Origin of the sequence: Synechococcus sp. YX-04-1 (assembly GCF_030546365.1) — a bacterium.
GTDB lineage: Bacteria > Cyanobacteriota > Cyanobacteriia > PCC-6307 > Cyanobiaceae > Parasynechococcus.
In genome coordinates this window covers 197936-214580 of sequence record NZ_JAUONZ010000001.1, presented here as the reverse complement: position 1 = coordinate 214580, position 16645 = coordinate 197936, and the positions used below count along the sequence as shown (strand labels likewise).

Here is a 16645-nt window from a genome sequence, read left to right as displayed (position 1 = left end):
GCTCCGTCTATGGGCTCAGTTTGCCGGCAAAAGCAGATGCAGAGCCATTTGCTGGTGCGGATCGGTCCAGCGGCGTTCGATCCGCCAGCCGGCCTTGGCCGCGAGGGCGGCTGCGGCGTCTGGGGAGTATTTGACGCTGTGTTCGGTGATCCAGGCTTCGTCCTGGCGGAAGAACCAGGCCTCGCCGCCCAGGAGCACGGTTTGGTCCTGCCTGCTCACCAGCGCCATTTCGATGCGCTGCTGCGCCGCCTGCCAGTGGGCCCTGTAGCGGAACTGCGTCGGATCGGCATCACCCTGGAGGTCGCGGTTGAGCCGCTGCAGCAGGTTGCGGGCGAAGGCGGCGGACACGCCGGCGGCATCGTCGTAGGCGGCCTCCATCAGGGCCGGCTCGCGGGGTTGATCCAGACCCAGCAGCAGCGGCCCGCCGGCCAGCAGCTGCCGGGCATTGCGCAGAAAGTCCACAGCCTCCTCTGGGGTGAAGTTGCCCAGGGAGCTTCCGGGGAAGAAGCCGATGCGCCGTTGTCTCTCCAGGGCTGGATGTTGAGGCAGCTGCTCCAGGCGGGTGTGGTCACAGCAGATGCCCACCATGGCGGTGTTGGGGTGCCGGGTGGCGAGGCCAGAGAGGGCCTCCTCCAGGGCGCTGAGGCTGATGTCCAAGGCTGCGAAGACGCTGCTGCCGAGGGCTGTGAGTAGCGGATCGACTTTGCGGGCGTTGCCAATACCGAATTCCACCACCAGCCCGGGGCCCGTGGCGGCGGCGATGGCGGGTGCGTTGTCTTCCAACAGAGCGATTTCCCGTTGGGTGAGGGTGTATTCCGGTTGCCGACAGATCTCGGCGAACAGTCGTGATCCCTCGGCGTCGTAGAGCATCCAGGCCGGCAGCTGGCGAGGGCTGCGCCGCAAGCCATCCCTCACCAGGCGCTGAAGGTCCGCTGGGGCTGGGTGGAGGTTGAGCAGGGTGATGCTCATCGGGCCAGACGGATGCCAGCGGCCATCCAGCGGCTCGCTGGCGCAAAGAAGTTGCGGTAGCTGTCGCGTTCGTGGCCCGAGGGTGTGAGCCAACTGCTTCCGCGGAGCACCATCTGGGAGCTCATAAATTTGCCGTTGTATTCGCCGATGGCCCCCTCCACCGGCCGAAACCCGGGATAGGGGCTGTAGGCACTGGCGGTCCACTGCCACAGCACCCGGTGGGCGTGCTGCATGGCGCTGCCATGCATGCCACAGGCGTGCTCCCATTCCGCTTCGGTGGGGAGCCGGGCCCCGCTCCAGCGGGCATAGGCATCCGCCTCGAACCAGCTCAGATGCCGCACCGGTAACTGGGGGTTGAGCTTGCGGCGGCCCGCCAGGGTGAATTCCTCGTTGTCTTCCCGCCAGTAGCGCGGTGCCTGCCAATGGTGCTTTTGCACCAGCGCCCAGCCTTCACTCATCCACAGCTCGGGGCGCTCATAGCCCCCGTCAGCGATGAAGGAGGCGTAGGCGGCGTTGCTCACCAGGCTGCTGCTCAGCTCAAACGGCTCTAACCACACCCGGTGCCGCGGCGTCTCGTTGTCGAAGTGAAAACCCTCGCCCTGGTGGCCGATCTCCGTCAACCCGCCGGAACAGGCCAGCCACTGCTCCTCCTCCAGGGTCAGGGTCAGCTCGGCCTCGGAGTTGTAGATCGGTTCCAGCGGCTGGTGATGGAAGCCATCCAAGAGGTCCATCAGCAGCAGTTCCTGGTGCTGTTGCTCGTGCTGCAGGCCGAGTTGCACCAGGGCCTCAACTCCCTCAGGCGGATCCTGCAGCAGCGCTTCCAGCCCAGCATCCACCCGTTGCCGCCAGGCCAGCACGTCGGCGATGGCCGGGCGGCTGAGCAGGCCCCGCTGCGGCCGGGGATGTCGTGCGCCGACGGCCTCGTAATAGGAGTTGAACTGATAGCTCCAGAGCGGGTCGCAGGCCTGGTGCTCAGGCGCGTGGGGCTGCAGGACGAAGGTGTCGAAGAACCATGTGGTGTGGCCCAGATGCCATTTGGGTGGGCTGGCATCGGCCATCCCTTGGAGCATCAGGTCTTCCGGTACCAGTGGTCCGATCAGGGCTTCGCTGTGGCTCCGCACCGCCAGCAGAGTGTCCACCAGCACAGGCTCTGTCCATACTTTGCGGACCCTAGGGGGGCTGGATGCCATTGTGGCGAAGACTTATTAACGTGGGTTAGTTGCTTTTGCTAGGGCTGTATCTGCAGCTAGAGATGATTCGCTTGACCTATTAAATTGTTTGTTCTTGTTAAATATTTTTTGGAGAGAGAGTTTGTATTTTTGAGTGCATTTTTGGTAGTTGGAGTCTCGTTGGCGACGTAAGCTTGCATGGATGAATATTGCTCAAGGCTAAAGAAAGACTTTTTATGTGCTTGCTAGTTTTTGTGTCTCTTCGCAGGCTTAAACTATGTTTCTAGAATCTTATTAGCAGAAATTCATCGACTTTGGATTGCAATACTCTGCTTTAGGTCATTTGTGAAAAATAGTGTTGCTCGAAACACTGTTTGGATAGATGAGCAAAAAATAAAACGTTGCCTCAGATCGCTAAGACTGTCGGTGCCTTGCATGGATTGTTGTATCAAGCTTTTAGCCGCATGATGCTAATTGCTATCTTTTTATTACAGTAATTCTAAGGTGCTTTGCTTTTCTAGATAGAGGACATGTCTTGAATGGCATTTCTCCATTTTTTGAGATTCTCTGCAGGAGAAAATCTGCTCAAGAGTGTTTCTCTATGGCGAGAGTGTTTGGTACTAATTCTTTTGTAATCTGACATTAATTCGTAAATTGCTTGAGGAAAGTCATGAGTAATGATGCATACTTTGCTTAACTCTTGATAGCTTTCCATTGGGCTGGCTATCGGCACGCAGCCTGACTTAATCGAATCTACAAGGCGATTATGACTGACACCCATTTTGACAGGATCCTTAGGGTCTGAGGGAATTAACACCACGTCGGCTTGCCGTAGTGCATTTTCAAATTGGTGAGGTTGCAAGTCATTTCTCCAGTTCACTAAATTGAAGGTTAGATTGCCATTTTTTTGATTGCTAAGATATCTATCGAGCTCAGATCTTACTTCGTCCAATTTGTTAGATAAAATAGTAAGATTAGCGCCTCTTCCGGGATATCTTTTTTCTGCAATACCTGGAAGAATTCGAAAAAGATATTTTAAATTTTTTGCTTGTCCGAACCATAAAAGTTCGAACTTGTCGTCGGCATTTTTAAAGTTGTATGGTAAATAGTCTTTTACTTGCCATGGATCTTCGATTATGTATTTCTTGGTATCATTTGAAATTGCATTATCGGCCATGGCCGCTAGCTTTTTAGTTGGAAAAACCACTCCATCGGCAATTTTAAATAGATCAAGGTGCAAATTACGAATTCGTTCAACACGATGTATCAAGTGATGGTCACTGTAAACAGCTAAAATCGGTATTTTTTTATTCTTAAGTCGAGTTAGGGCTGCTAAGTTTGCCATGGCCATGCTTCGTTGGAGCTTGATTGTTGGCGCAGAAAGTTTCCCTACGATGCACAGCTTTGCGTCTTGCATTTCTTCAAGATGCTCTGGAAATTCACTATGAAGGCTCCATATTTCAGGGTTAATGCCTAGGGATCGTGCGGCTTCTAGTGCTGGAAATTGTTGCAGCCTGCAAGAAGCAAGACTTGAATATGACATGTTTTCCGATGTGCCAAGTATTTTTTCGGTTTCATTGCCTGCAACGTTTGCATAGAAGTTAAGATTAATAAGTCTATTTGTACTCATAGTGCTGAGTTGCTATTGAAGATCGAGCATGGTTGACTCATACTTTAACTGATGGGGATTCAAGGTGCTGTCTGTATACGAGTTTTGGGTTGCATTTGTGCTCTAATCTGGCCACGTCTTTTCCTTTGCAGTTTCTTTGCTTCTATTCGTGTGAATCAAATGTTGTTCAATTTTTAGTATTTACTTGCTACGTATCATCAGGGTCGTAAGGTTTGTTGCATTGGTCTGTTGAGAAATTTGTAAATACGGTGATGCTGTGTCCCGTGAGCATGTAACAGGTAGAGGCCGTCGTGGGCCAAGGACTAGGTTTATTTAATTGAATAAGCCATCGTTGAAAGTTATTTGTTCTGGAATTTTATGGATTTAATGTCTATGCTGTTTTTACATTTTCGGTCAGTGTGTGGTGATACCGAGGCTTAAAAATATCGTTATCGGCTGCTGGAAGCCATCGGTACCATCGGCCCATCGATACGGCTGAGTCCTTTGAGCGGTTCCGGCACGATTCTGGTGGAGCGTTATCGCTTGGAGGAGCGGCTGAGCGGCCCGGATCCGGTGCAGGGATCCCTATGGCGTGGCGTTGATGTGATGGCAGGTGATCTGCCGGTGGCCATTCGTCAACTTGAGACCACGGCCGCCCAGGAACAACTCCAGGCGGTCTGGCCGCAGTTGCAGTCGCTGCTGCATTCGCAGCTGCCCCGCTGCGGAGAGCTGTTGGAGCTGGATGGCGCGTTCTGGTCCGTGCGCGATTGGCAGGACGGCGTCATTTATGACGTGCTGCTGCGGCTGCGGGCTGCGCGCCCGATGCCTTTCGCCGCTGCCGAGGTGCTGTTGTTGCTGCGCCAGATCCTGCCGGCGCTGGCGGCGATGCACGGCTGCGGGTTGGTGCATGGCGATGTGAATCCCCGTCATCTGCTGCGCCGCAGCAGCGATGGCCTGCCGATGCTGCTGGAGGGTGGCCGGGTGCAGCGGGTGGGCGTCACCCCAACTGATGCACCCTGGAGGGACCTGCATGACCTGGGGGTCACCGCCCTGCTGTTGCTCAGCGGCAAGGCAGGCGAGAGCGGTAGTTGGCCGGAGGGTCTGGAGCTGGAGCCGTCATTTCGCCAGGTGCTGGAGCGCCTGCTTTTAGAGGCACCGGAGTGCCGCTTCAGCTCGGCCTCCGAGGTGCTGAAGGCCCTGGAGTCGGTCGCATTGCCTGCATCAGAGCTGGAGTCCACCGTGGTGTCCCGAACCAGCCGGGCCATGGCCCGCGATAAGGGAGCGGAAGGTCGTCTCTGGCCTGTCGTGATCGCTCTGGCCCTGTCGGCTCTTGTGGGTTCGGCTATCGGTTGGCTCTTGCTTCCGCGCATGTCCACTGCAGACAGGGCCCTACGCCCCAGCAGGGATGAGGCATCACCCGCCGTCAGCTTGCTGCCGGAGGAGCTTGATCAACGCCAGCAGCTGTTCAGCCGACTGCGGGCTCTTCAGGTGGATCGTGGATGGTTCATCAATCTGGTGGATGCCAGCCAGCTCAGCTCGGAATCGCTGGAGGATGCGCTACTGCGAAGGGTCTGGACCGAGCTGGCGGAGGAGTGGCTGGCACGGATCGAGCAGCTGCCGCCGATGATTCGGACCCAGTTGGGGCGTCTGAGGGAAGGGGACTGGCAGCAGCCGCGTGAGGCGCTGTTGAAACAGGGCGTTCATCCGCGGGTCGTGGAGCATCTGGTGAGCGCTGGCGCCCAGGATCTACTGCCGGTAGCAATGCGGGGCCGCAAACCCGCCAAACCCTTTCGTCAGCTCTGGATTGCAGCGGCGATGCAGAGCCTTGATGACGTCGAGATCGTGCGGTTCAAGGCGCGCCCCCTGAAACCCACCAAAACTTCCTTGCGTATTCCTGCCGGTGTTGCGCGTTTGGTGCTTGTAGAGGTTGCGGCGGGTGATGCTGTGGCCCTGGGCATCAACGGCACACCGCTGATGCAGATGATGGTGTTCGGTGCGAATGGAATGGTCGTGGAGCAGCTGGGCCCTCTGCGGGTGGTCCGGATTGCGGCTGCGGCGAGCTCGCCCTTGCAGGTGGTGGTTACCAACGAGGGGGTCTCCTCTGGTGTTCTCACCCTGTCCTGCCAGGCAGACCAGCTCGATCAGTAGCGAGCTATCGCCGCCTTCACCTCTTTCTTGGATTGCTTCTCCTTTTCAGCAGCCCGCTTGTCGTGAAGCTTTCGGCCTTTGCCCAGCCCAATGGTGAGCTTGATCCACGAACCCTTGAGCTGGAGGCTCAGCGGGATCAGCGTCAGCCCTTTCTGATCCACCAGGCCGCGAAACTTGTCGATCTCACGGCGATGGGCCAGCAATTTGCGGGTGCGCAGCGGGTCGTGGTTGAAGTAGCTACCGGCGTGGGTGTGGGGTGAGATGTGCACGTTGTGCAACTGCAGTTCTCCATTGCGGATCAGGCAGAAGCCATCGCGCAGGTTGGCTTTGCCGTTGCGGATCGACTTCACCTCAGTACCCACCAACTCGATGCCGGTTTCGAGGGTTTCGAGTATCTCGTACTGGTGCCGGGCCTGACGGTTGTCCGCCAGCATCCGATTGGCGGCGGCCCGTGCGGCGGCTGCGGCTGCTTTTTTTGCTCCTCCCTTGGCCATGGCTGCGGCTGCGTCTTCCGACCTTATCCAGGGCTGGGTACCCTGCCCGCATGGCGATTGTCTCCTCCAGTTCCGGTCGCAAGCCACCACTCCGCCCTGAAGCGCTGGTGGATCCCCAGCCGGCCCCTGACGAGGTGGTCAGTCGGCCGGAAGACACGCTGCGGCCCCAGCGCCTGGACGACTACATCGGTCAGAGCGAGCTGAAGCAGGTGCTGGGCATTGCCGTGGAGGCAGCCCTCGGCCGCGGCGATGCCCTGGATCATGTGCTGCTGTATGGCCCACCGGGCCTGGGCAAAACCACCATGGCCATGGTGCTGGCCGAAGAAATGGGGGTGCAGTGCAAGGTCACCAGTGCACCGGCCCTGGAACGCCCGCGCGACATCGTTGGCCTGCTGGTCAACCTGCAGCCTCGCGATCTGCTGTTCATTGACGAGATTCACCGCCTCAGCCGGGTGGCGGAGGAGTTGCTCTATCCGGCGATGGAAGACCGTCGCCTCGATCTCACGGTCGGCAAGGGCAGCACCGCGCGGACCCGTTCCCTTGACCTGCCGCCGTTCACCCTGGTGGGGGCCACCACCCGCGCCGGATCACTGAGTTCCCCGCTGCGGGACCGTTTCGGACTGATTCAGCGCTTGGAGTTCTACGGCCAGGACGACCTAGAGGCGATTGTGTCGCGCACTGCAAGGTTGATCGGGGTGACCCTAACGCCGGAGGCCTGCAGCAGCATTGCGGCCTCCTGCCGCGGCACGCCCAGGATCGCCAACCGCCTGCTGCGCCGGGTGCGGGATGTGGCCAGCGTCCGCGGCATGGGCGGAAGCGATGACTCCATTGATCAGGCCCTGGTGGGCGAAGCCCTCAGCCTGCACCGTGTCGACCATCGCGGCCTCGATGCCAGCGATCGGCGCTTGCTGCAGCTGCTGATCGATCACCACGGCGGTGGACCGGTGGGCCTGGAGACCCTGGCGGCGGCCCTCGGCGATGACCCCGTCACCCTGGAGACCGTGGTGGAACCGTTTCTGCTGCAGCAGGGATTGCTGATGCGCACCCCCCGCGGTCGGATGGTCACGGACGCGGCCCGCAGCCATCTGGCGGAGGCGGCATGAATCGGCTCCTGGTGCTGCTGCTGAGTCTTGTGCTGGTGTTGCCGGCGCAGGCGCTTGATCTTCAGGGGCTCTACGAGCAGGCCCTGACGGCGAGCCGTCAGGGGGATTTTGTGAAGGCGCTGCCCCTCTGGGACCGTTTCCTGGAGCAGGCTCCAGAGGATGCGGCTGCTTTGAGCAACCGCGGCAATGTGCGTTTGGCCCTTGGTGATCCTTCTGGAGCGATAGAAGACCAGACGGCTTCGATTGTTCTTGCTCCGGAGGAAAGCGACTCGCACTTGAACCGCGGCACGGCGGAGGAGGCCCTTCAGGACTGGTCCGCTGCCGCGGAAGACTATCTCTGGATCCTGGAGCGGGATCCAGACGATGCCTCAGCCCTCTACAACTTGGCCAACGTGCGCGGTTCGCAAGGGGACTGGCCTGAGGCCCGTGCGCTTTACGGCCAGGCCGCCCTTGCCCGCCCGGGCTTTGCCATGGCCCGCTCCAGCGAGGCCCTGGCGGCCTGGCAAGCGGGAGATCTTGAGTGGGCGGAGGCGGAATTGCGCAAGCTGATTCGCCGCTATCCCTTGTTTGCTGACGCTCGGGCAGCTCTTAGTGGTCTGCTTTGGCGTGAGGGATCAAGTGGCGAAGCCGAAAGCCACTGGGCCGCGGCGGCAGGGTTGGACCAGCGCTATCGCCAGGCGGACTGGTTGCAGCAGATGCGCCGTTGGCCGCCGCAGCCGACGGCGGATCTGATGGCGTTCTTGGCCTTGGAGGCGTCCTGAGATGACTCAAGCCCAGGCCCTCTCTGATCGACTCAGCCGTGAGCTGCCTGAGCTGCTTGAGCTGCGCCGGCATTTGCATGCCCACCCTGAACTCAGCGGTGAAGAACACCAGACGGCTGCTCTTGTGGCGGGCGAGTTGCGCCAGTTAGGTTGGCGTGTGCGCGAGGGGGTCGGCCGCACGGGGGTGGTGGCCGAACTGGGCCCGAATCATGGCCCTACGGTGGGTTTACGGGTGGACATGGATGCCCTACCGGTGGAGGAGCGCACCGGTTTGCCCTATGCCTCCACCTGTCAGGGCCTGATGCATGCCTGCGGCCATGACCTGCACACTTGCATAGGCTTGGGGATGGCTCGTTTGCTGGCCCAGGAACCCTCTTTAGGGGCTCGCGTGCGGCTGCTGTTTCAACCCGCCGAAGAGTTGGCCCAGGGGGCGGTGTGGATGCGTGACGCGGGGGCTGTGGAGGGCCTCGATGCCTTGTATGGAGTGCATGTGGTGCCGAATCTGCCGGTGGGCACGGTGGGCATCCGGAGGGGCTGTCTCACCGCGGCGGCCGGCGAGCTGGAGATTCACGTACAGGGCGAAGGTGGCCATGGGGCCCGCCCCCATCAGTCAGTGGATGCTGTTTGGCTGGCGGCTCGGGTGATCACGGAGCTGCAGCAGACGATCGCCCGTCGCTTGGATGCGTTGCAGCCTGTGGTGATCAGCTTCGGCAAAGTGGAAGGGGGGCGTGCTTTCAACGTGATTGCCGATCAAGTGCGTTTGCTGGGCACGGTGCGTTGCCTGGATCTTCAGCAACACGCCCAGCTGCCGGCCTGGATCGACGAGACGGTGCAGGGCATCTGTGCCAGCGGCGGAGGCACGGCGGTGGTGGATTACCGCTGCATTGCCCCGCCGGTGCACAACGACCCGCAGCTCACGGATCTGTTGGAGCGTTGCGCGGTGGAGTGTCTGGGCCGCGACAAGGTGCTGCCGGTGGAGCAACCTTCCCTGGGGGCGGAAGACTTTGCTGAGCTGCTTCGGGATGTGCCCGGAATGATGGTGCGGCTTGGGGTGGCTGGGCCGGAAGGGTGTGCGCCGTTGCACAACGGGGCCTTCGCCCTCGAGGAAGATGCCCTGGGCGTTGGTATTGCAGTGCTCACGGTCACCGTGCTGGCGTGGGTTGCGGAGAACGCGTCGGAATGAATCAACGTCGCGCTGTGATCTGGGTTTCCCTTGGGGCACCGCTGTTGATCCTGCTGGCCCTGGTCGCCACCCAGCAGCGGCAGGGCAAAGATCGGGTTCAGGTGCTGCCCGCCGTGCTGGTGGGTTCGGGTCTCATCATCAGCAGCGCTCTCGGTCGGCAGCGCCGCCGCGCCAGGCTGTTGGCCGATCTTCAGCGGGCGCGCACCCCCGGCAGCAACCCATGAGTGACACCGATTCGCAAAGGCCTGATCTTGAGGCGGTGCGTCAGGCCATCGCCAGCGGTGATCCAGTCAGGGCGATGCCGGCGATTACCCAGCTTCGTCACTGCACGGATACGGAGGCGGTGCCGTTGTTGGTGTTGGGCACGCAGCAAAAGCCCTTTTTGGTGCGCTCCTTGAGTTGCAGCGGACTGGGCTACAAGCGCACTGAGCAGGGCTGGGAGGTGTTGAGTGCGCTGGTCACAGCCGATGAAGACCCCAATGTGCGGGCTGAAGCGTCCAATGCACTGGCCAGTTATGGGGTCGAGCGGGCTTGGCCGCTGCTGCGATCGGCTTTTCAAGCCGATGCCGCCTGGTTGGTGCGCTGCAGCATTCTTTCCGCCTTGGCGGAGCAGCCCGAAATCGATCTCACTTGGCTTCTGGAGTTGGCAACCATGGCGATTGCTGATTCCGATGGCACGGTGCGGGTGAGTGGAGCAGAGATCCTCAGCAGGGTTATCCGGGATGGGACTCAGCAGCTGATTGGTGAGAAGGCCAGGGCTTTGCTTCAGCCGCTTCAGCAGGACAGCGATCACCGGGTGGTAGCGGCGGCACTGAACGGGTTGCAGCAGGCTTGAGCGTCCCACCTGCGGGACTCTTGCTAGCGTTTGCTCATCACTAGGGGTGTCCGGGTCTCCAATCAAGGCCTGGACTGAGATCACACCCTCCGAACCTGTTTCCGGGTCATGCCGGCGAAGGGAAGTGTTTGAGCGTGATCTGCGGCTACTCGGTCGACCTCTGGGTACTCCGTTGCTTCTCAGATCATGCGCGCTAGCTGGGTTGAATCTCGCAAGGGCAAGGCGAACGTTTCTCAGATGTATTACGCCCGTCAGGGCGTAGTTACTGAAGAGATGGCCCATGTGGCCAAGCGCGAGAACCTGCCGGAATCGCTCATCATGGAAGAGGTGGCCCGGGGCCGCATGATCATTCCGGCCAACATCAATCACGCCAACCTTGAGCCGATGGCGATCGGCATCGCCAGCAAGTGCAAGGTGAACGCCAACATCGGCGCCTCTCCCAATGCCTCGGACGCTGCCGAAGAGGTGAAGAAGCTGAAGCTGGCTGTGAAGTATGGCGCAGACACGGTGATGGATCTTTCCACCGGTGGCGTCAATCTTGATGAGGTGCGCATGGCAATCATTAATGCCTCACCAGTGCCAATCGGCACCGTGCCTGTGTACCAGGCTCTCGAGAGCGTGCATGGCTCAATCGAGAAGCTGGATGAAGACGACTTCCTCCACATCATCGAGAAACACTGCCAGCAGGGTGTGGACTACCAGACCATCCACGCTGGTCTTCTGATTGAGCACCTGCCCAAGGTGAAGGGTCGGATCACCGGCATTGTGAGCCGCGGCGGTGGGATCCTGGCCCAGTGGATGCTGTATCACCACCGGCAGAACCCTCTCTACACGCGTTTCGACGACATCTGCGAAATCTTCAAGCGTTACGACTGCACTTTCTCCTTAGGGGACTCGTTACGTCCTGGTTGCCAACACGATGCTTCAGATGCTGCTCAGCTGGCTGAACTGCACACCTTGGGAGAACTCACCCGACGTGCCTGGAAGCACGACGTGCAGGTGATGGTCGAGGGCCCAGGTCACGTGCCCCTCGACCAGATTGAGTTCAATGTGAGGAAGCAGATGGAGGAGTGCAACGAAGCTCCTTTCTATGTTCTTGGTCCGCTGGTGACGGACATTGCCCCTGGTTATGACCACATCACCTCCGCGATTGGTGCGGCCATGGCTGGTTGGCATGGCACAGCGATGCTCTGTTACGTAACCCCGAAGGAGCACCTTGGTCTGCCCAATGCCGAGGACGTGCGCGAAGGTCTGATCGCTTACAAGATCGCCGCTCACGCTGCTGACATCGCTCGTCACCGCCCCGGTGCCCGTGATCGTGATGATGAGCTCAGTCGGGCCCGTTATGCCTTCGACTGGAACAAGCAGTTTGAGCTGTCCTTGGATCCCGAGCGGGCCAAGGAGTATCACGATGAAACCCTACCGGCTGATATCTACAAGCAGGCTGAGTTCTGTTCGATGTGCGGACCAAAGCACTGCCCGATGCAGACCAAGATCACCGATCAAGATTTAGCCGACCTTGAGTTAAAGCTCAAGAAAAACTTGCACGTATGACATAAATTGATTTTTTCAGATTTGACGTGACCAAGAATCTTACGCCGTTTGGAAATGCCTTGGCCAATGCGATTCAGCTAAGGCACCCTTCTTTTTCAACCAAGACACGTGATTGGCTTCAGATCTATCAAGAAAATATCAATACATTGAAATCCATTCAGTCATTAATTAGGCAAAAAAATACTGTTTTGGTTGTAGGTGCAGGATATGAATCTAAAATGAGCTCTATATCAAAATCAACGAAAAATTGGTTTAAGTCTGGGGTGCATTGGACAAATTTCCATAGAGAATTGAAGGTTGATTTAATTACATCGACGCATGCTTGTACGCTGGAGGCTGCTATTCACCATTCTAAAAACCGACCAAGTTTTTTGATTCATGGTGTTTACAGCAAAGTTCCTCCAGTTTTCATGAATTCAGCCACAATTATGTGGTCTGATCCATATATTGACAATGGCATGAAAGATTTACCAACTGTACAGGATTATGATGATATTATAAATAAAAGAAGCAAGGGGGCTATACCTTATCTTCCTTCTGTGCGCAATACTTTATTTTTAAATACGATGATAATGATTTGGTTGGGGGCAAAAAATATCGTTTTTACTGCTGTTGATCCCCATAATCCAGATTACTTTTTTTCTGATGATGATGAGTTGACGCTTGATATAGTACGTTGTCTTTCTATGTGCAATCCATGGCTTGCTGAGTGGGATGGACGGAACGAACGTATCTCGCTTCTGCATCGAAATACTTCCCATCGGATACAAAAATTCATAGAAAATCTTCTCTCTCAGAAAAAGTCTGCAGTTGGAGAGCAAAGCTACATCGAAGAATTTGACCGAGGATTTACTTTCTTGAAAGATTTTGCTCTGCATAGAGGTTTAAATCTTGGCTATTTGGGTGATAGTGAATACATGAAAACGACAGGGATTAAGAAATTGGATTAATTGTTAATTCACTTTTTCTTGCGCTATTTTATAGTCGCTGTGCCTTCCAATGTCGAGCCAGCTTTCATGCAATGGAAAGACATTGAGATTTAATTTTTTTTCTATTCCCAAAGAGAATAGGTCCGTCATATCGCAGTAGCTATTCCGTTTGATTAATGAAATGAGTTTGGGTTTCAGAGCATAAATTCCAGCATTAACTTGATGGCGATAGGTTGGTTTTTCTTCTAAGCCAATTAGCCGTGTTCCTTCGCTATGAACAACTCCAAAAGGATTTTGCCATTCTTGTAGTCGTATTGCCATTATGCCATCACTTTCGTTGCTATAAAGTGAGGAAAGCAGATCCGAATAACTTACATTGGTTAATACATCGCCATTGGTAACAATGATTGGGTGTTTTACGGTCTCTTTACTTAGAAGAGAAAGCGATCCTGCTGTGCCAAGAGGTTTATTTTCATGGATATAATTTATTTGGACGTCAAAGCGGGATCCATCCTGGAAGTGATTGATGATTTGATCTGAAAGATAGTTTACGGAAATAACAATTTTTGAGAATCCATCTGCTTTCGCTCTGTCAATAAGATGCTCTAAAATTGGCTTTCCATTTATTGGCAACATTGGTTTAGGACATGTATCGGTTAAAGGTATTAAACGTTTGCCTCGACCGCCAGCCATGATGACAAGCGTTTCGTTTCGCTGCGATATACTTTGAAGCTGTTCCGCAACATGCAGGCCAACAAGATGGCCCTGATCATTGACAACTGGAAGATGGAAGAAATGATTGACCAGCATCAGTTGATGCGCTTCATTCTCGCCAAGATCTGGAGAGACAATGAGTGGAGACTTATTCATAATCTTTTCCACAGAAGCATCGAGATCTATACCTTTTAAGAGGGCTTTTCTGATATCGCTATCGGTCACCATCCCCAATAGGGAGCCCGTTGAATTGCGGACCAGACAAAGTTGATAACCACCTTCGTTGATTACTTCTAGGGCCTGAGAAAATTGACTGTCAAGATCAATGGTGATGGACTGCCAGTCGTGGATAAGTGTATGAATTGTCATCAGTTTAAAAGCTCTAGAATTGTTGTAGTTAAAAGGGTTAAACCATTCTCACCACTGCGCTCTGGATGGAATTGAAATCCAACTACGTTTTTATACTGAATGCTCGCTACGATCTGCTCACTTCCATAGTTTGATGAATGTAAGATGACTGATTGATCGATGCCTTTTGCTGCATAACTATGCACAAAATATTGGTCGAATTCGGTGCTTTCGGCTTTTGATGAATTTTCTATATTGAGTCGATTCCATCCCATATGTGGTAGCGGCAGAGTACCTATCACTTCATGTGAACTTGGATTTAATTTTTTTACTGTACCACGCAATAAGCCGAGTCCTTCAGTTATTTCAAACTCCTCTCCTCTTTCAAATAACATTTGCATTCCCAGGCAAATGCCAATGATTGGCTTGCCTCTATTCGCCCAATCGATTAGAGGCATAATCAAATTTCTCTCTTGAAGCTTTTTGATTCCCTCGGGGAAAGAGCCTACTCCTGGCAGCATGATCAAATCGTATTTTTTTAGCTCGTCCCATTGATCACTAAGGAGTACCTTGCTTCCAAGATATTGAAGGGCGTTGATCAGGCTTTGCTGATTTCCCATGCCGTAATCAACGACGGCGATATTGCACCTCATTAGTGGCTTGTCATTTGTTGATGTTTCAGATTTATGAGTTCGTATCCTAATTTTTTCGCTCTTGAGTTTGTTCTTGCAAGTAGCAATCCCAATCTTCTTTTTGTGAAAAGCTGCGCCAATGGCTATGCCGCTAACAAGATTTTGTTGGAATGTCTGGCTGATTTCGCTGTGGGTTGAAAATCCTCCGCAAACCACGAGTGGAATCGAGAGATCAGCGGCTGCCTTATTGATTAATTCATGATCTGGGCCTTGGCAAGTTCCGTCTTGGTCAATCGATGTTAAAAGGATTTCACCAGCTCCCCGCTCTTGTACCTCTTGCATCCAAGTCAATACATTTTTCCCACTTCGCTCTCGACCTGCTTCACCCATCGCTTCCCACGTTAAAGGCTTCACTTGGCGTGCCTGGATCGATGCCACAACACATTGACTGCCAAATTCCCTGGCCAATTCAGTGATCAGTTCTGGACGCTTGAGGGATTCAGTATTAAGAGCAATTTTGTCCGCTCCTGATGCGAGAAGCTTTGCTGCATCTTCAACACTTCTGACGCCTCCGCCAGCCGTAATTGGAACAAAGACCTCTCGTGTGGTTTGTCTGAGAATCTCTGTGAGGCTGTTTCTTCCGTAAAGGCTTGCTACAGCATCAATGAATAGCATTTCATCAATTCCCTCATGGGCATATTGATACGCTGCCTCAACGGGATCTCCTAGAACGCGTAAACCTTCAAAACGAATCCCTTTGATTAACTTGTTCCCCTTGACATCCAGCCTTGCGATGAGGCGCTTGCATAAACTCATCGTTACTTGGCAGGATTCCCTTGCCAGCCAGCAGCTGTCGCTTCTTGCTGGACAGCATTTTCATCCCAGGAATTATGACGCAACGTCCACCCTTTGCTGTCGTTCCAATGCCAAAGATGGGGGGAGCGAAATTTATCGCAAAGTCGTTCGTAGTACTCGCGATCAAAGTCCGCTCGTTCAAACGCGAGACTCGCGATGGGGAATTCACTCGTTGGAAGGCTGAGGTAGTCGAAGATTTCTTTGGCCCATCGTTCAGGGAATTCTCCGTCATACTTTTTCACGAGTGCCAAGCCTTCTTCTCGTGTTAAGTCTCCTGAACGGATTTCCTGTGAAGCGTCGTATGTGGCTCTTCCAATGCCAAATTTAATCCACGTTGTGTGGTAGTGAAAATCATCAATTTTATCGTCAATAGAGTTGTATGTGCTGTATGTTCCTGCTGTTCTCTCGGGCGAGCTTTGAAAACCCCCATTGTCTACAGAATAGTAGTAGGCGCTTTGAGGGTGCCATTTCTCGTAGTATCCCAAGTAATGCACTTCGATATTTTTGCTTTCAATGGTTTGTGGATCGATGGGAAGGTACGGTTCCCAATCAATCTTTTCAAGCCCAAGTTCCCGTAGCTGCGAAAGAGGAGCTCCTCCAAGAAAAATCTCATCTTCAGATGAAGCAGTGAAATAGTCCCAACTTCGCTTGGACGACTGCATGTCTGCTTTTGGATTTCCATATTCAGCTTCGTTTTCGCCATAGAAAATTAATGGGATTTCGTAAAGAGAAGCTATTTTTGGGGCGAGATTCTTTTGGCCCAACATGAAGGGCTGAAATGGGTGAAATAGATTTTCTACTGCTAGTCGAGTGATCAATCGGTGAACACGACCATTCGGAGTAAAAAGAATATTGTCGAATCCTGCGTGAACCCATGCTTGATGGTTTTTCCATCCCCAGTCGGTGTATATATGCGGTGCCCAGGTGCATGTAAGTGGATGCATTCCATATTTGTATTTCAGTAGGTGAGCTTGCATGAAGCTGTCTTTGCCGCCGCTCCCTGGTACTAAGCAGTCATACCGTCCATCAGTCCTTCGATGACGGTTGCATAGCTCTCGTAGTTCCTGTTCTCGTTGTTGCCAATTGATGGTCGTTTTCTGCTCTTTGACCCGGCATGCATCACATATACCTTGATCATCAAAGTGGATGGCTTGCTTTGGTGCCTTGCCATCATTTTTGAATTCAGCCGTGCTCGAAGGCCGCTGGTTGCTGATCACGCATGATCGGCAGAACTTGGTCTCTAGGGGTAGGCCATACAGCGCTTGGCTGGGCTCGGTTAAACGAAATGGAGTTTTGTCGACGGGCTGGGGATACCAATAACGCACCATGCCGGCGACGAAGT

15 protein-coding genes and 1 riboswitch are annotated in these 16645 nt (G+C 54.7%); of the genes, 8 read left to right on the top strand and 7 right to left on the bottom strand.

All coding sequences use genetic code 11. The features are described 5' to 3' along the window. Positions 1–15: 15 nt before the first annotated feature. The 3 genes from egtD to Q3Y53_RS01075 all read right to left on the bottom strand — a co-directional run bounded on the left by egtD (position 16) and on the right by Q3Y53_RS01075 (position 3768). Positions 16–969 (bottom strand): L-histidine N(alpha)-methyltransferase, encoded by a 954-nt coding sequence (egtD, locus tag Q3Y53_RS01085; RefSeq protein WP_303531875.1) that lies wholly within the window; start codon positions 967–969, stop codon positions 16–18. Next, positions 966–2159 carry an ergothioneine biosynthesis protein EgtB gene (gene egtB, locus Q3Y53_RS01080; RefSeq protein ID WP_303531873.1) on the bottom strand — a complete coding sequence of 398 codons (1194 nt, stop codon included), beginning with the start codon at positions 2157–2159 and terminating at the stop codon, positions 966–968. The genes egtD and egtB overlap by 4 nt, the downstream gene beginning before the upstream one ends. A gap of 496 nt (positions 2160–2655) precedes the next feature. Then, complete coding sequence (locus Q3Y53_RS01075) at positions 2656–3768, bottom strand: hypothetical protein (protein ID WP_303531871.1); 1113 nt, start codon at positions 3766–3768, stop codon at positions 2656–2658. Between the two features lie 483 nt (positions 3769–4251). Between Q3Y53_RS01075 and Q3Y53_RS01070 the strand changes: the two genes are divergently transcribed. After that, positions 4252–5895 (top strand): serine/threonine protein kinase, encoded by a 1644-nt coding sequence (locus Q3Y53_RS01070; protein WP_303531869.1) that lies wholly within the window; start codon positions 4252–4254, stop codon positions 5893–5895. Here Q3Y53_RS01070 and smpB read toward each other — a convergent pair. Then, positions 5889–6389, bottom strand: coding sequence for an SsrA-binding protein SmpB (smpB, locus tag Q3Y53_RS01065; protein WP_186571143.1), 501 nt, complete (start codon positions 6387–6389; stop codon positions 5889–5891). The genes Q3Y53_RS01070 and smpB overlap by 7 nt on opposite strands. Positions 6390–6439: 50 nt before the next feature. Here smpB and ruvB point away from each other — a divergent pair, with 50 nt between their 5' ends. From ruvB to Q3Y53_RS01030, 7 genes are all read left to right on the top strand, one after another. Continuing rightward, positions 6440–7492 carry a Holliday junction branch migration DNA helicase RuvB gene (gene ruvB / locus Q3Y53_RS01060; protein ID WP_303531867.1) on the top strand — a complete coding sequence of 351 codons (1053 nt, stop codon included), beginning with the start codon at positions 6440–6442 and terminating at the stop codon, positions 7490–7492. After that, positions 7489–8253: a tetratricopeptide repeat protein gene (locus Q3Y53_RS01055; protein WP_303531865.1), complete on the top strand. Its 765-nt coding sequence runs from the start codon at positions 7489–7491 to the stop codon at positions 8251–8253. Before ruvB ends, Q3Y53_RS01055 begins: the two co-directional genes overlap by 4 nt. Before the next feature lies 1 nt (position 8254). Then, on the top strand, positions 8255–9436 hold the full coding sequence (locus tag Q3Y53_RS01050) for an amidohydrolase (protein ID WP_303531863.1): 1182 nt from the start codon (positions 8255–8257) through the stop codon (positions 9434–9436). Further along, on the top strand, positions 9433–9660 hold the full coding sequence (locus Q3Y53_RS01045; protein ID WP_303531861.1) for a DUF3188 domain-containing protein: 228 nt from the start codon (positions 9433–9435) through the stop codon (positions 9658–9660). Before Q3Y53_RS01050 ends, Q3Y53_RS01045 begins: the two co-directional genes overlap by 4 nt. Further along, entirely contained in the window at positions 9657–10271 is a 615-nt protein-coding gene (locus Q3Y53_RS01040; RefSeq protein ID WP_303531856.1) for a HEAT repeat domain-containing protein, read from the top strand. The genes Q3Y53_RS01045 and Q3Y53_RS01040 overlap by 4 nt, the downstream gene beginning before the upstream one ends. A 32-nt stretch (positions 10272–10303) precedes the next feature. Next, positions 10304–10411, top strand: a riboswitch (TPP riboswitch). Positions 10412–10457: 46 nt separating this feature from the next. Next, positions 10458–11825: a phosphomethylpyrimidine synthase ThiC gene (gene thiC / locus Q3Y53_RS01035; protein ID WP_303531853.1), complete on the top strand. Its 1368-nt coding sequence runs from the start codon at positions 10458–10460 to the stop codon at positions 11823–11825. 26 nt (positions 11826–11851) lie between these two features. Continuing rightward, the gene (locus tag Q3Y53_RS01030) at positions 11852–12775 is read left to right on the top strand and encodes a hypothetical protein (protein ID WP_303531850.1); all 924 of its coding nucleotides are present in this window, start codon (positions 11852–11854) and stop codon (positions 12773–12775) included. 3 nt (positions 12776–12778) lie between these two features. On the opposite strand, the gene Q3Y53_RS01025 is transcribed toward Q3Y53_RS01030, so the two are convergent. Genes Q3Y53_RS01025 through Q3Y53_RS01015 form a run of 3 tightly spaced genes read right to left on the bottom strand, consistent with a single transcriptional unit; the run spans position 12779 to position 16631 of the window. Continuing rightward, positions 12779–13837, bottom strand: coding sequence for a nucleotidyltransferase family protein (locus Q3Y53_RS01025; RefSeq protein WP_303531847.1), 1059 nt, complete (start codon positions 13835–13837; stop codon positions 12779–12781). After that, on the bottom strand, positions 13837–15264 hold the full coding sequence (gene hisH / locus Q3Y53_RS01020; protein ID WP_303531845.1) for an imidazole glycerol phosphate synthase subunit HisH: 1428 nt from the start codon (positions 15262–15264) through the stop codon (positions 13837–13839). Before hisH ends, Q3Y53_RS01025 begins: the two co-directional genes overlap by 1 nt. 2 nt (positions 15265–15266) lie before the next feature. Beyond that, a complete protein-coding gene (locus Q3Y53_RS01015) occupies positions 15267–16631 on the bottom strand; it encodes an N-acetyl sugar amidotransferase (protein ID WP_303531841.1) in 1365 nt (454 codons plus the stop codon). Between the last annotated feature and the right edge of the window lie 14 nt (positions 16632–16645).